We start from the raw sequence: 15,961 nt of genomic DNA on the forward strand, positions 1-15,961 counted from the left end.
CTTTTAAAACCTATAAAAAATAAAAACTTACTTATTCCTAAGTAAGTTTTTATTTTTTATAGGTTTTAAAAGGTTATTGAGAAAACAATACAGTAATTTATTTTATTTAATGTAAAAATGCGTATATTTATCTTGATTTTTAAAATAAAATAATAATTTTATTTCAGATTTGAGATAGGAAAATGAGAAAAATTAGTTGCAGAATGCGCTCCTGCAGCATTATTTTTTTTTATATTAGATGTGAAAACAAATTTTTTAGAATGAACAAGAAATTTAGTCCGATTAAAAATAATATTATTAGAAATTTTAGTTACAGGAGCGCTTGATTGATTGTTTTTAATTAATTTTTTTTCTAAACAATTCAAAAGAAATGCTTGATTTCTTAAAATAAAAATATTTTGTTTTGCGCATTTAAATGCATACTGATAGTGAATAATTTTTAAAATATATTTTTTGTGTTTCAAAATATACTTTTCTAAAATCACATTATAATCAAAAACATAAGAAATATTTTTTATATACATTGATTTATTTTTCAACAACAAGTTTTTATTTTTTCTTATTTGAAATTGCTTCCTTTGATAAATAATATTAATTTTTTTTTTATTAAAAAAATGACACTTCTCTAATTGCATGAATAGCTCATCTAAGAATATTATTTTAACTTCAAAAAATTCTAATTCTAATAAAACAATTGAAAATGTGATTAATTCTGAAAATCGATTAACATGAAATTTAAAAATTATTTTTTTTAAATTATACGACGAAAAATTATCACAATCATTACATACTTTATTTGAAAATATTTGGTTTATAAAAAAATCTTTTATGCTATATACATTAGTTTTGAATTTTTTTTTTCTTTTATAAATTAGAAAATTGTAATTAATATATTGTGTTTTATTGTTTATGTTTAGTGTCTTTAAAGTACATTTACGCAATAAATACTGTTCTGCATATCGTAAAAATCGTTTTTTATTCTCATGGAATGTCATATAATTGAAACATATAGATGAATAACAATTTTGTTCTTTTAATATTAAATATAAATATTTTAAAAAAAAATATTTAATATATGTATGTAAAAAAACTAATTGATAATTTTTAAAAATATTGAATAATAATGTTTCATTATCATACTTACTTAAAGAAAATACATTTTTTTTTAAATGAATCTTTTTGATTTTTAAATCATTGATTTTTTTTTTAAATTTTATATTTTTTTTATCACGAAAAATATTTCTTTTAAAAACATCAATTTTACAAAATATATTTTTAACGAAAAAAAATTTTTTTATACCAATAATGATTTTTAATACATTATCACTAATATTTGATAATATTGTTGTGAGAATATTATAAAAATTATTTTTTTTAAAAATATTGTCTTGTTGTTGATGTTTTTTTATAATATTTAAATTAGAATAAATAAAATTGTTTAAATGTAATTTTTTTCTTTTCTTTTTTTCTAGTCGCTGTTCTTTGCTAAAATTATGCACTTTGCTTTTTGAGATCTTAGATAAACAATAACTAATTGTATGAAACGCCTCATTTTTTCTTATGCGTGAAATAGAATATTGCGGAGTTTTCATATTTTTATTTGGAATAATGATAGTTTTTCCACCAGATTGACGTTTTTCAATCGCGTTTACTGCTTCTCTTTTTTCATTCAATAAATAACAAGCAATTTCTATAGGTACAATAACATGCACTTCATGTGTATTTTCTTTTAGCGCCTCTTCTTCTATTAAGCGTAAAATTGATAAAGATAATGATTCGTTATCCCGAATGGTTCCCGATCCTGAACATCTTGGACATACATGATAACTAGATTCCCTCAAAGAAGAATTTAATCTTTGTCGAGACATTTCCAATAATCCAAACCGAGAAATATGACCAATTTGAATACGAGCTCTATCTAAACGCGAAATTTCACGTAATCTATACTCAATTGCACGTTGATGGCTAATAGGTATCATGTCTATAAAATCAATAACAATTAAACCACCTACATCTCTTAATCGCAATTGACGAGAAATTTCATCAACGGCTTCAAGATTAGTATTAAATGCAGTTGATTCAATATCTGATCCACGCGTCGAACGAGAAGAATTAATATCGATAGCAGTTAAAGCTTCTGTGCTGTCTAACATAATTGAACCACCAGACGGTAAACGCACTTTTCTTTGAAAAGCCGAACTAATCTGTGTTTCTATTTGAAAATAACTGAACAAGGGTATCGTTCCATTATATAACTTGATTTTATTAACAAAATCCGGACGACCTAAAAATGCAATGTGCTCACGCGCAAAATCTAGCATAGCAGGATTGTCAATTAATATTTCCCCAATATCTTGACTTAAATAATCTCGAAACGCTCTTACAATTACATTACTTTCTTGATAGATCAAAAACGGTGCAGATCGATTTTTTGCTGTTTTTTGTATTATATTCCAATGCTGCAATCTCAATGATAAATCTGATTGTAAAGATGTAATAGACTGACCTAATCCAGCCGTTCGAACAATGACGCCCATATTTTTAGGAATATTTAAAGACGATAATATTTTTTTTAATTCTATTCTATCATTTCCTTCAATTCTTTTTGAAATCCCAATAGATTTAGGATTATTAGGCATAAGAACCAAATAACTGCCAGCTAAACTTATAAAAGTAGTCAAAGCTGCACCTTTAGTGCCGCGTTCTTCTTTACTAATCTGCACAATAATTTCTTGACCTTCTCTTAATACACTTTGAATATTTAAATTCGATATGTTTATACAATCAATTAAAAAATAATGATTAGATATTTCTTTAAATGGTAAAAAACCGTGTTTTTCTGCTCCATATTCCACAAAAGCTGCTTCTAAACTTGGTTCAATTCGAGTAATTTTCCCTTTATATATATTCGATTTTTTTTGCTCAGATCTTAAATTTTCTATATCAAGATCATATAAACGCTGACCATCAACAAGAGCGACACGCAATTCTTCCTGTTGAGTTGCATTAATTAACATTCTTTTCATTATAACGTTTTCTCGCTTATTTTTATAAATAAGTAAACACATCTACAGAAAATATAAAATAATAAAAAACAAATCTTTATAATGTAATTGTACATTTTATTAAAATATTTATAAAAATAAGTTTTTTTAAAAAATCAAATTAAATTACTCTCAACAAAAAAATAAATTTTACTCTACATATAAAAAATATTGAAATTATTAAAAATATTTCATTAAAATGAATAAACATAAAATGAAAAATTTTTATTTAGAAAAAATATAAAAATTTTTGCATATGATTTAACATAAAAAAATACTTTTTTAACAATAATATCAATATATTTGCAAAAAAAATACTTTACAATAAACAAAAAATAAAAAATTTAAAAATAGAGATGTTTTCAATGATATACAAAACACTGCCCAAATCTATTTTACATATAACACAAGATATGATAAATCAAAGAATAGATAATTTTATGCATAAGAAATTTAAAAATGCTCCTAAAAATATGATTTATCGAATTATAAGGACAGGAAAGGTACGCGTTAACAAAAAAAAAATAGCACCGTTTTATAAACTCAAAATTGGCGATATATTAAATATTCCCCCAATACAAGTTCCTTATAAAAAAAGAAATATTTTTATTTTAGAAAGAACTAAGAATATATTATTAAATCACGTTTTATACGAAGATGAATCTTTATTAATTGTTAATAAACCATCAGGAATAGCAGTACATGGAGGCAGTGGGTTAAAATTTGGAATTATAGAATTTTTTAGACAGTGCTATCCAAAAAACCGATTTCTTGAACTCGTGCATAGAATCGATCGTGAAACGTCTGGAATAGTAATGATCGCAAAAAAACGTCTTGCTTTGATATCATTACACGAACAATTTCGAAAAAATAATATACAAAAAAAATATATAGCCTTAGTACACGGATTATGGCCATTAAATATTAAAAAAATTTCTCAACCGATAAAAAAAAAACTGTTTAATAATCAAAAACAAAAAGTGTTTATTGCACAAACAGGAAAATTCGCAGAAACTTATTTTAAAATTAACAAACAATATTCTAGAACCACGCTATTAGATATCTTTCCAAAAACAGGTCGTACACATCAAATTCGAGTGCATACTTCACATATAGGGCATCCAATATTATTTGATACCCGTTACGGACAGCATGATCTAGATAATAATATAAACAACAAAATAAAGATAAATAGAATGTTATTACATGCTTCCGAAATTCATTTTACACATCCTCAAAATGCAAAAAAAATAAAAATAACTGCCCCATTAGAGATAAAATTTCAAAAATATTTGAATGCTATGATATAATTTTTATATAAATTGTATTTTATATTCACATTTAAAATATCAAAATTATTTTTAAAACCTTTTAATAAATCAATATATTATTTATTATTTAAAAATTTTAAGAGACATAAAAATATGGCAGTTCAAAAGAATAAACCTACTCGTTCTAAAAGAGGTATGAGACGTTCACATCACGCTGTAATAGAGTCAGCTATTTCTATAGATAAATTTTCTGGCGAAACACATATTCGACACCATATTACTTGCAACGGATATTATAAAGGACAGAAAGTTATATAAAAAATAAAAAATGATAGTGCTTGTTTAAAAGCACTATATTAAACATATTAGATAAACTTTTATAAGGAATAAAATAACTATGTTTGCAATGTTATTTCCCGGACAAGGATCGCAATACGTAGGAATGTTATCTTCTTTTTTTAAACACGATCACGTTTTTCGACAAACATTTGATGAAGCATCACAAAACATTCATATTGACTTATTTAAAATCATACAAGAAGGGCCAAAAAAAAAATTAGCAATCAGCAAATATACACAACCAGCAATATTAACATCATCTGTTGCAATTTATCGCTATTGGTCAAAATTGTGTATTAAATCACCGAAATACATGTCTGGACACAGTTTAGGAGAATATTCTGCATTAGTTTGCGCAAATTCTATAAAATTTTCTGATGCATTAAAAATTGTTTTTTTACGTGGCAAATTAATGCAAAAAGTTGCTCAAAATCGATCCTCTTTAATGCATGCTGTCATTGGAACAAACAAAGAAATTATCAAAACTGCTTGTAAAGATTTAAAAAAAAATGAAATTGTATCTATTGCTAGCATTAATGCAAAAAATCAAATTGTATTATCTGGTGATTATCATGCTGTCAATCGAGTTAGCGCATACTGCAAACAACGTGGAGCTAAAAATATAATTGATATTAATCTTAAGATACCTGCACATTGTAACATACTAAAACCCGCTTCTCAAAAACTAAAAATATTACTCAAAAATATTAACGTTAAAAAACCAAAAATTCCAGTTATTAATAATGTTGACGTAAAATCTGAAATGTGCAGTCATAAAATAAAAAATGCGTTAATTAGACAAATGTATAATACTGTACGTTGGAAGGAAATTATAGATTTTATAACATTTAAAAAAGTATCTATAATGTTAGAAATTGGACCAAATAAAATATTAACTAATCTAAACAAAATGAAAAAAAATATTATATCATGCAATACCAGTAACTTAAAAAACTTTTTAATAGCGCTAAATACAATTAATACAAAAAAAAATGAATACTAATCAAATAACTGCGTTAGTCACAGGCGCAAATCGAGGCATTGGAAAAGGAATAGCACAAAAATTATCAAATCATGGCATTCAGGTGATTGGTACATCAACTACTCAACACGGAGTAAACATTATTGACAATTATTTAAAAAAAACAGGATTTGGTTGTATCTTGAACATAAAAAACGTTCGTTCAATAAAAAATACAATAAAAATGCTTCATAAACGCAATTGTTCAATTGATATTTTAATTAATAACGCAGGTATAAAAGAAGATAACTTGTTAGTAAAAATGACCAATCAACAATGGGAAAACGTTATACAAATTAATTTAACATCAATATTTTATCTAACAAAATATATTATTCGATCTATGATTAAAAAAAGAAATGGGCGTATTATTACAATTAGTTCTGTTATTGCACATACAGGAAATATAGGACAAACAAACTATAGCGCTTCGAAATCTGGTCTTATTGGATTTCATAAATCATTAGCATTAGAAGTAGCTGCAAAAGGCATTACTGTTAATATCATTTCACCAGGTCTAATAAAAACACATTTGACAGAAACATTAAATCCAATACAATATCAAACACATTTATCTAATATTCCTATGAAACGATTAGGAACAATTGAAGAAATCGCTAACGCAGTTATGTTTTTAATTTCTACAGGAGCATCATATATCACTGGTCATACATTGCATGTAAATGGTGGTATGTATATGACATGATGTGAATTACATTATATTAATTTAATTATTTTAATTTTATAATATTAATAAAATATCATTATTTTTAACTAATTTTACGAGATTTATAACATGAACAATATTGAAAACCGTATTAAAAACGTTGTTTCTAAAATATTAAATATTACAACAGAAAACATTTTTAATCATTCTTTATTTATGCAAGATCTTGGTGCTGACTCACTTGATATAGTGGAACTCATAATGGCCCTTGAAGAAGAATTTGATGTTGAAATTTCAGACGCAGAATCTGAAAAAATTAATACTATACAACATGCAATTGATTATATTAAACGTCGTCATAATTGTTAGTTTAATACTTAAACATCACAATAATAATATTTTTTTACGATTCAATATTTTACATATGTTAAATTATTGTTTCATAAAAATAATTTTTAAAGATCTAATTAAATCATTTGAATATTTTAAAAATAAATAATGATAAAAAATAAGTTTATTGTCATTGAAGGTTTAGAAGGTTCAGGTAAGACTAATGCTTGTATATGCATTAAAAAAATATTGAAACAACATAATATTAAAAATGTTATCTTAGTTCGTCAACCTGGCAGCACTCCTATTTCAGAAAAAATAAGAGAATTAATCATTAACAAATCTCCAAGAGAAATATTAACCAAAGAAACAGAGCTATTATTAATGTATGCCGCAAGAATACAACTAATTCAAAATATCATTAAGCCTGCATTAAAAAATGGAATGTGGGTAATTTCTGATCGTCATGATCTATCTTCTATAGCTTATCAAGGCGGTGGGTTGGGCATTAAAACTAATATAATAAAAAAGATAAAAATTTTGCTACTTGGTAATTTTGTTCCAGATTTAACTATTTATTTGGATGTACTTCCTGAAGTTGGATTAAAGAGAATTCAAAGTCGTCATTATTTGGATCATATAGAAAATAGATCTTTAAATTTTTTTCAAAAAACAAGAAACAGTTATTTAAAAAACATAAAATTAGATCGTAACACTATAAAAATTAACGCTAATTTAAATATTATTCATGTTAACAAAAAAATTACAGAAAAAATATCCAATTGGTTAAAACAACAAGTTATATGAATTTATATCCCTGGCTCAAAAAAGCCTATAAAAATATTATTTATCAACATATGATAAAACAAGCTCATCATGCTATCTTAATAAGTACAAAACCCGGAATTGGCGCATCTCAATTAATTTGGTTTATCAGTCGGTGGTTGTTGTGTCTTGATCCAGAAAAAGAAAATATTTGCTTTAAGTGTCATGGATGCAAATTAATGTCTGGAAAAAATCATCCTGATTGGCATAATGTTATATCTTCAAACAATGGTGTCTTTCATGTTGATGATATTCGAAAAATTAATCATAAAGTTTTCATGTGTTCACAACAAGGTGGCGCTAAGATTATTTTTTTGTCAAATATAAAAAAACTGACAGAATCTGCAGTTAATGCATTTTTAAAAACACTTGAAGAACCACCAGAAAACACTTGGTTTTTTCTCATTGATTATCATCACGCAAATAATTTATACTCCACTTTAAATAGTCGTTGTCTGATTTATAAATTATTTTCTCCAAAAGAAAAATACAGTTTAGAATGGTTAAAAAACAAAACTAAAAAAAATAATATCATCAACTTAACAGCACTACGTCTTCATGATGGTTCTCCTATATTTGCAAAAAAATTTATATCTACAAAATTGTATACTGAAAGAATAAATTTTTATCAAGATTTGCAGCATGCATTTAAAGAAAAAAATTTATTAGGTATTTTACCGAAATTTCTTAACAATCATTGTATACAAAAAATTTTTTGGATATGCTCATTATTGTTAGATGCAATGAAAATAAAGATATCTGAAAATACATTTTTAACAAATCTTGACCACGTAAAATTAATTAACTTTTTTTCAGAAAATTATACATCATTATGTTTATATAAAAGTATTCAGAATTGGTTATTATGTCGATACAGACTCTTAAATATTCCTGGAATAAATTATGAATTATTATTAACAGAACAGTTACTTTTATGGGAGCAAAATTCAAATTTTTGATTCAACTTGAATATTAAATATACAAAGGAGTTTAAAATTATGTTTTTTATTGATTCCCATTGTCATATTGATCAATTAAAATGTGTATTATTAGACAAAAACATAAAAGATATATTAGATAATTCATATAAAAATCACGTAAAACAATTTTTAACAATATCAACATCTATTAACAATTTTTACAAAATAAAAAACTTATTTAAAAAATCTAAGTCTATTTTTTACTCTTGCGGAATTCATCCTTTAAAATGTGAAACAGAATTAAATCATTTTTTTTCATTAGATAAAATAAGTGAAAAACTTAAAAAGTTATCTACATCAGAAAATGTCATAGCATTAGGCGAAACCGGTTTAGATTATTACTATTCATCTCAAACAAAAAATATTCAAAAAGATTTCTTTCGAATACATATTCAAATTGCAACTCATTTAAAAAAACCTCTTGTGATACATGCGCGAAACTCGATCCATGATGTTATTCAACTTCTAAAAGAAGAACATGCAACAAAATGCGGTGGTGTACTCCATTCTTTTTCAGAAGATTACAATGCCGCATTAAAACTATTAAATATGGGATTTTATATTTCCTTCTCAGGTATGATTACTTTTAAAAATAATGAAAAAATATGTCAAGTAGCAAAAAAAATACCATTAGATCGATTATTGATCGAAACAGATTCTCCTTATTTAACGCCAATACCGTATCGAGGAAAAGAAAACCAACCAGCATATTTGTTTGAAATAGCAAAAAAAATCGCTTTCATAAAAAAAATAGATTTAAAAAAAATAGCATACATTACAAGAAAAAATTTTTATACATTATTTAAATGTAATAAAATAATGTAATTGAATTGTTAATTAATCGTGTTTCTTAATTGATATAGATATCAATACAACTTATAAAGTATGTATATTATAAATAGTCTATTTCAAAACCTACATATATTTTGGAGTTTTTATAAGATGTGCAAAAATATATTTTCAAATCTTCAAAAAATTGGAAAATCATTAATGCTTCCTGTTTCAGTGCTGCCAATTGCAGGAATACTTTTAGGAATAGGGTCTGCACAATTTGAAATATTACCAAACATTGTTTCTCAAGTTATGGCGCAAACAGGTGGTTCTATTTTTAATAATATGCCTTTGATTTTTTCAATTGGTGTTGCTTTAGGATTTACAAAAAACGATGGTGTTGCTGCATTAGCAGCAGTTGTTTCTTATGGTATTTTAATTCAAACGTTATCTGCGATTGAACCAATAATTTTACATGTGAACATTGATTATATACAACATCAACATCTTTCCGATACTGGTATATTCGGTGGAATTATCGCAGGATCAATTGCGGCATATATGTTTAATAAATTTTATCGTATTCAATTACCAGAATATTTAGGATTTTTTTCAGGAAAAAGATTTGTTCCAATTATTTCCGGAATATCTTCAATATTAATTGGAATAATATTATCTATAATATGGCCACCTATTGGTAATAGCATTCAAATTTTTTCTCAGTGGGCAGCATATCAAAATCCTATACTTGCATTTTATTTATATGGTTTAGTCGAACGTGCATTAGTTCCATTTGGATTACATCATATATGGAATGTACCTTTTCAAATGCAAATTGGAGAATACACTAATTCTATAGGACAAATTTTTCATGGTGATATTGCAAGATACATGGCTGGTGATATTACTGCAGGTAATTTATCGGGAGGTTTTATATTTAAAATGTATGGCCTGCCAGGTGCAGCATTAGCTATTTGGCACACGTCAAAAAAAGAAAACAAAAAAAAAATCGGTAGTATTATGATATCTGCAGCATTAACATCTTTTTTAACTGGTATTACTGAACCTATTGAGTTTTCATTTATTATTGTTGCACCAATATTATATATCATTCATTCTATTTTAGCAGGTTTATCTTTTCCGTTATGTATTTTTTTAAATATGCGTGCTGGAACAAGTTTCTCACATGGTTTGATAGACTTTATAATACTTAGTGGAAATGGACATCGAATATTTCTTTTCCCTGTGATTGGCATATTTTATGGATTTTTGTATTACGTAATTTTTTACACTTTCATAATTCATTTTAATGTTCCAACACCTGGTCGAGAAAAACAAAAAAATAACATTTTAATTAAAAATAATCGAGAAATAGCACCTGACATTGTTACTGCGCTTGGTGGAAAAAATAATATTATCAATCTAGATGCATGCATTACAAGATTACGAGTAACTATAATAGAAACATCTAAAGTTAATAAAAAACATTTAAAGAGTCTTGGTGCAGCCGGCGTTGTCATTTCAGGTACTGGTGTACAAATTGTTTTTGGAACACGATCAGAAAATATTAAAACTGAAATAGATGAATATTTAACTTCCGTGCAAAAAATAAATAAAAATTAAAATTTTATAACAAACATATAATTATTTAATATAATTGCAAACCACTTTATAGATAAAAAAGAGAAATTCCATTGATGCAAAATCATACAATTTTTCAAGATATTATAAATAAGAAAATACCAGCAGACATAGTTTATCAAGACAGAATTATTACTGCTTTTAAAGATATTAAACCTAAAGCGCCAATACATATACTAATTGTTCCAAATATTTTTATTAAATCATTAAATAAAATTGATAAATCTAATAAACATGTTCTAGAACATATGATTTATACTGCTATTAAAATTGCAAAAAGTGCAAAAATCAGTCAAGATGGATACAAAATAATAATTAATTGTAATAAAAATGGTGGTCAAGAAATAAACTATTTACACATGCATTTGCTTGGAGGAGAAAAGTTAATAGCACTATATTAAAAATATATTTATGTTGTTATGTGCTTTATCAATAATCTAATATAATAAATATTAATATTTTATAAATTACAGGAAATAAAAAATGAATAAATTATTTTCCTATCTTGTGTTCTATGATAATTCTAGTAAATAGTTGTTCCTATATACATAATATAAACATCATTCTAAAAAAAATACTCACGTATCCATAAATAAAACAATTCAAGCATGTAAAACTTAATGTTGCAATAGGAAAATGTCATTTTAAATATGTTACATACTGAACGCAATATTACGTTCTCTAAAAATAAATTACTGTTTTTTATTTTATTAGATAAAAAATAATATTAATATTAAAAAAAACAAATGATAAAATAAATCAAAAAATTTCCTTAAAAACATCGTTTTTTCACAAAAAATGTTTGATAAACCAAAAAAATAGGATTGAAAAATAATAATACTCCAATAAATACAAGTACCATTATTTTATTATCCTGAAAAAACATATAAACTATTATCTTTACAATCATATTTTAGGAAAAATCAACCATTTTTACTAAAAATACAACTGATATCCATTCAAACAGGAAAAATAGTATTTTCAAAGATAAAAATTTATTTCGTATGATATTTTTACATTAAAATTTATATATAGAAACATGTTCTTTCTACTGAAATTTATATAATTAAAAAACATTTTTTAATATATTAAAATATTAACTATTTATAAATCAGTAGAAAGTTGTAACAAAAAATAAAAAATTTTTTACAAAAATATATATACTTTAACTGTATTAAAATTTATATACAATCCCTGCTCCAATAATATTATCTGTAGGAATTTTATTAATTTTGACAAATTCGCTTTTCTTTAACAAATTAATTTTATAATTCATATACGTAGAAATATTTTTGCTTAGTTCATAACGAGTAGCAATATTAATTTCTTTTTCTAAACTAATATTAATATCGGATGCATTATTTAAACTAGAATTTTTACCTTCAGAACGCACATAACTTAAAGATGGATAAAATCCAACATGAAAATTATATTCTGCAATCGCTTCAACATTTTGTGTTTTGTTAATATATAATTTACTTAATGAATGGTTTATATAGCTTTGAGATGGTTGTACATTGTTTGCAATCCCATAAAATGCCGCGAAATATAAATTATCATTATTATATTTTAAACCTAATCCATATGCATTTACTAATTTATTTTTTATATTTTTATCACGACTTAATGTTTGAGGTTTTTGAGAGCTAAAAAAAGTACCAACTGCAGCCCATCCTAAATCACTTTCGTATTTTAAAGATGCACCCCATCCAGCATGATTTTGTTGAGATTCTGATCTATTTTTAGTTTGATCTTGATATTGAACAGCAAAGCTTAAACCATCTATTAAACCAAAAACATCATCGTTGCGATAAGTAAATAAACTATTATTTCTACCAAGCATATAATTGTCATTATCTAAAAACAAACTATCTGCATGAATATATGGTGTACGTTGTACAAATTTTTCTGCATCGTGCATAATGCCATAATTTCGACCATAATCTATAGAACCCCAGGATCCATATTTAAAACCAGCATATCCTAATCGTATAGTATTAGGTTGTTGTTTATTAATTAATTCTTCAGGTCCAAAAAAACTAGTACCATATTCAACCACTGCATAACTGGATAAATTATCGGTAATATTTATATTTCCGGATAAACCTACAATAGCGTTTGTATTATCATCATGCGAATTAATTTTAGTTGATGAAGCTTTATGAGATGCTTCGCGATTAGGATTTATGCTACCATATAACTCAAGTTTGTTACCATGTTTGTTTAACAATTCTAAAGCATTCACTGTACTACTACTAGTAGCTAATAACATAGGAATTATAACTGCCAACGATTTACGATTAATCATAATTTTTATACTACCTTTTAGTCAATAAAACTTTAATTAATATTTTATATACAACTTTTTAAATTATTCTGATGTTGTTTTTTAACAAAAATAAAATTTTTAATTATAAATTAAAATTGTTTGAAGTTCGCGGAAACGGAGCAATATCTCTAATGTTTGAGATACCAGTCACATAAGAAATTAAACGTTCAAAACCCATTCCAAATCCTGAATGGGGTACAGTTCCATAACGACGCAAATCCCGATACCACCAATAATCTTCTTTTTTTAAACCTGATTCTAACAGACGTTGATCTAAAATCAAAATTCGTTCTTCACGTTGAGAGCCGCCAATTAATTCTCCAACACCTGGAACTAATAAATCCATTGCTGCAACTGTTTTATTATCATTATTTAATCTCATATAAAACGCTTTTAATTCTTTCGGATAATTTTTAATTATTATAGGAATTTTAAAATATTGCTCTACAAGAAAACGCTCATGTTCAGAAGATAAATCAACACCAAAAAAAACAGATTGTTTAAATTTTTCTTTAAATCGTAATAAAATATTTATAACTTCTTTATATTCAACACGCACGAAATCTACTACCAATAATTTTTCTAAACGATGAATTGTATCATTGTTAAAATATTTGCTAATAAAACAAATCTCTGTCTGGCAATGCTTCAAAAGTGACTTGCATACATACTTTAACATGCACTCAGAAATATCAGATATTTCATTTAAATCTGAAAAAGCAGATTCAATCTCTAACATCCAAAATTCTGCTAAATGACGACTTGTATTAGAATTTTCTGCACGAAAAGTCGGTCCAAAAGTGTAGACTTTAGATAAAGAACAAGCATATGTTTCTAAATTTAATTGACCCGAAACGGTTAAAAAAGATTCTTTTCCAAAAAAATCTTTTTTAAAATCTACGGTGCCATTTTCACTTTTAGGAGTATGTTCTACATCTAATGTAGATACACGAAACATTGCACCAGTTCCTTCAGTATTCAATCCTGTAATTACAGGTGTCGGAACCCAATAATAACCCCGTGTGTGAAGAAAATGATGTAACGATTGAAATACATTATGTCTTATTCGAGCTATTGATCCAATAATATTTGTTCTGGCGCGTAAATGTGAAAATTCTCTTAAATATTCCATACTGTGTTTTTTTGCAGACATCGGATAAGTATTTGCGTTTTCTACCCAGCCTAAAACTGTAATTTTTTTTGATACAATTTCGTATTTTTGCTCACTTCCAATTGATAAGGATAAATGCCCAAATACTACTATAGAACACCCAATTGTCAAACTTAAAATTTCTTCATAATAATTTTTCAAAGTATTGCAAGCAATAACTTGGATAGAATAAAAACACGAACCATCATAAACTGAAAGAAACGAAAAACCAGATTTTGAGTTTCTACGACTGCGTATCCATCCACATACAGTAATTAAACTATTTACTGTGATATTGTCTTTATATATATCTGATACGGACACTATGTTCATAAATTATTTCCTTGTACATTATATATCAAATAGATTGTTCTAAAAATTAACATATCCGTTATTTTTAAAAAATATTAAATTCTGTACGCAGGGAGTTTAAAAAATTTTGATCTACACGACATATTTTTCCAAAACTATCAGATATTTTATCTATCAGTTTATTATTGAGTTTGACTGATTTTACAACAGTATTCAAAGGTTTCATACATATAATATCGTACGTTTATTTTTATTTCTGATTCAAAAATAATGTTTATTTTATTTTTAGATTTTTTATAAATAAATATAATTTTTTAAAATTTTAAATTGTCTGAAAAATAAATTTTAGTACGTGGATTAATTCCTAACATTTTGTAATATCGTCATTCTTTTTCATTCTATTTTATTGGATCTATAGAATTATGTCGAATGACTTTATAACAAAATAATTAAAATAATTTGAAAATAAGCTTATTAAAATAAAAATCTGTTCAAAAAAGATAAATGATTTTCATATTGATATAACTGTATTTTTAATTCTAAAATTTGACTATATTTTAAACTTTTACTAATCTGTTAATGAAATTAAAACCATTCATATCCTTGAGTGTGTAATGGTGATAAATTTAATATACGAATTATATGATAATTACGTACCCCTATTTAAAACAACAGTTTTCTTATAGTATTTTAATGATCAAAGCTGTATGCACTATATGAAAATCTTTTTCTAGTACTAAATATATAATTTTTAAATGCGATCAATCTAACTTTTTATTTAATAAAAAACATTGTAAATTTTCATATAAAATGTTATACAATATTTTCAAAAATAAGTTCTAAAAAAGTGACTATGATAAATTTTACTAATTAAAAACAACATCGGTGATTTTCATAAAATCACTACTTTTTATAATTCACTTACACAAATATTTAGTTTACCGTAATAATTATTTAGTTTGCCTACAAAACATTATAGCGAAATTTCTTGAGCCAATGTAAAATATTCTTGCTTAAAAAATAGAAAAGAAGGAAAATACATGTATTTTTTATTACTTAAATATAAAACATCGTTTTAATTCTTTATTGCAATAAAATTAAAAAATAGTAACCTAAAATATTTGATTCTAAATCAATCGACTCAAAAACTACATGAAGATTTTTATAACTGCAAAACATAGATTGCTATTTATAAAATTTGTATGCATCAGTATCAAGTACAATTGTTATTGTAGAATAATTATGTTATTTCATAATATATTTTATTTTGTTTTACGCGTT

General features: G+C 25.1%; 13 protein-coding genes. 10 read left to right on the top strand and 3 right to left on the bottom strand.

The window, feature by feature from the left end:
• Window positions 1-158: 158 nt before the first annotated feature.
• The gene (gene rne, locus ICW73_00995) at window positions 159-3,026 is read right to left on the bottom strand and encodes a ribonuclease E (protein QNS02025.1); all 2,868 of its coding nucleotides are present in this window, start codon (window positions 3,024-3,026) and stop codon (window positions 159-161) included.
• 383 nt (window positions 3,027-3,409) lie between these two features.
• Between rne and ICW73_01000 the strand changes: the two genes are divergently transcribed.
• From ICW73_01000 to ICW73_01045, 10 genes are all read left to right on the top strand, one after another.
• Window positions 3,410-4,354: an RluA family pseudouridine synthase gene (locus ICW73_01000; GenBank protein ID QNS02026.1), complete on the top strand. Its 945-nt coding sequence runs from the start codon at window positions 3,410-3,412 to the stop codon at window positions 4,352-4,354.
• A 114-nt stretch (window positions 4,355-4,468) separates the two neighbouring features.
• Window positions 4,469-4,633: a 50S ribosomal protein L32 gene (rpmF, locus tag ICW73_01005; protein QNS02027.1), complete on the top strand. Its 165-nt coding sequence runs from the start codon at window positions 4,469-4,471 to the stop codon at window positions 4,631-4,633.
• 79 nt (window positions 4,634-4,712) lie between these two features.
• On the top strand, window positions 4,713-5,657 hold the full coding sequence (fabD, locus tag ICW73_01010) for an ACP S-malonyltransferase (protein QNS02028.1): 945 nt from the start codon (window positions 4,713-4,715) through the stop codon (window positions 5,655-5,657).
• Window positions 5,647-6,381 (top strand): 3-oxoacyl-ACP reductase FabG, encoded by a 735-nt coding sequence (fabG, locus tag ICW73_01015; GenBank protein ID QNS02029.1) that lies wholly within the window; start codon window positions 5,647-5,649, stop codon window positions 6,379-6,381. The genes fabD and fabG overlap by 11 nt, the downstream gene beginning before the upstream one ends.
• Window positions 6,382-6,471: 90 nt before the next feature.
• On the top strand, window positions 6,472-6,711 hold the full coding sequence (gene acpP / locus ICW73_01020) for an acyl carrier protein (GenBank protein ID QNS02030.1): 240 nt from the start codon (window positions 6,472-6,474) through the stop codon (window positions 6,709-6,711).
• Between the two features lie 129 nt (window positions 6,712-6,840).
• A complete protein-coding gene (locus tag ICW73_01025) occupies window positions 6,841-7,479 on the top strand; it encodes a dTMP kinase (GenBank protein QNS02031.1) in 639 nt (212 codons plus the stop codon).
• Window positions 7,476-8,456 (top strand): DNA polymerase III subunit delta', encoded by a 981-nt coding sequence (locus ICW73_01030; protein QNS02032.1) that lies wholly within the window; start codon window positions 7,476-7,478, stop codon window positions 8,454-8,456. Before ICW73_01025 ends, ICW73_01030 begins: the two co-directional genes overlap by 4 nt.
• A gap of 39 nt (window positions 8,457-8,495) precedes the next feature.
• Complete coding sequence (locus ICW73_01035; protein QNS02033.1) at window positions 8,496-9,302, top strand: YchF/TatD family DNA exonuclease; 807 nt, start codon at window positions 8,496-8,498, stop codon at window positions 9,300-9,302.
• Between the two features lie 117 nt (window positions 9,303-9,419).
• Window positions 9,420-10,871, top strand: coding sequence for a PTS glucose transporter subunit IIBC (gene ptsG, locus ICW73_01040; protein QNS02034.1), 1,452 nt, complete (start codon window positions 9,420-9,422; stop codon window positions 10,869-10,871).
• 74 nt (window positions 10,872-10,945) lie between these two features.
• Window positions 10,946-11,290, top strand: coding sequence for an HIT domain-containing protein (locus tag ICW73_01045; protein QNS02035.1), 345 nt, complete (start codon window positions 10,946-10,948; stop codon window positions 11,288-11,290).
• Window positions 11,291-12,063: 773 nt separating this feature from the next.
• Here the strand turns inward: ICW73_01045 and ICW73_01050 are convergent.
• Together ICW73_01050 and asnS are read right to left on the bottom strand one after the other, a co-directional pair.
• Window positions 12,064-13,197 carry a porin gene (locus tag ICW73_01050; protein QNS02036.1) on the bottom strand — a complete coding sequence of 378 codons (1,134 nt, stop codon included), beginning with the start codon at window positions 13,195-13,197 and terminating at the stop codon, window positions 12,064-12,066.
• A gap of 103 nt (window positions 13,198-13,300) precedes the next feature.
• The gene (gene asnS / locus ICW73_01055) at window positions 13,301-14,701 is read right to left on the bottom strand and encodes an asparagine--tRNA ligase (GenBank protein ID QNS02037.1); all 1,401 of its coding nucleotides are present in this window, start codon (window positions 14,699-14,701) and stop codon (window positions 13,301-13,303) included.
• Window positions 14,702-15,961: the final 1,260 nt, after the last annotated feature.

The organism is Buchnera aphidicola (Pentalonia nigronervosa) (genome assembly GCA_014622685.1).
Taxonomy (GTDB): domain Bacteria; phylum Pseudomonadota; class Gammaproteobacteria; order Enterobacterales; family Enterobacteriaceae; genus Buchnera; species Buchnera aphidicola_BD.

Coding starts and splice junctions, on each gene's coding strand:
- fabG (QNS02029.1), top strand. CDS start 5,647: ATGAATACTAATCAAATAACTGCGTTAGTCACAGGCGCAAATCGAGGC.
- ICW73_01030 (QNS02032.1), top strand. CDS start 7,476: ATGAATTTATATCCCTGGCTCAAAAAAGCCTATAAAAATATTATTTAT.
- fabD (QNS02028.1), top strand. CDS start 4,713: ATGTTTGCAATGTTATTTCCCGGACAAGGATCGCAATACGTAGGAATG.
- ICW73_01025 (QNS02031.1), top strand. CDS start 6,841: ATGATAAAAAATAAGTTTATTGTCATTGAAGGTTTAGAAGGTTCAGGT.
- asnS (QNS02037.1), bottom strand. CDS start 14,701: ATGAACATAGTGTCCGTATCAGATATATATAAAGACAATATCACAGTA.
- ICW73_01000 (QNS02026.1), top strand. CDS start 3,410: ATGATATACAAAACACTGCCCAAATCTATTTTACATATAACACAAGAT.
- rne (QNS02025.1), bottom strand. CDS start 3,026: ATGAAAAGAATGTTAATTAATGCAACTCAACAGGAAGAATTGCGTGTC.
- acpP (QNS02030.1), top strand. CDS start 6,472: ATGAACAATATTGAAAACCGTATTAAAAACGTTGTTTCTAAAATATTA.
- ICW73_01035 (QNS02033.1), top strand. CDS start 8,496: ATGTTTTTTATTGATTCCCATTGTCATATTGATCAATTAAAATGTGTA.
- ICW73_01045 (QNS02035.1), top strand. CDS start 10,946: ATGCAAAATCATACAATTTTTCAAGATATTATAAATAAGAAAATACCA.
- ICW73_01050 (QNS02036.1), bottom strand. CDS start 13,197: ATGATTAATCGTAAATCGTTGGCAGTTATAATTCCTATGTTATTAGCT.
- rpmF (QNS02027.1), top strand. CDS start 4,469: ATGGCAGTTCAAAAGAATAAACCTACTCGTTCTAAAAGAGGTATGAGA.
- ptsG (QNS02034.1), top strand. CDS start 9,420: ATGTGCAAAAATATATTTTCAAATCTTCAAAAAATTGGAAAATCATTA.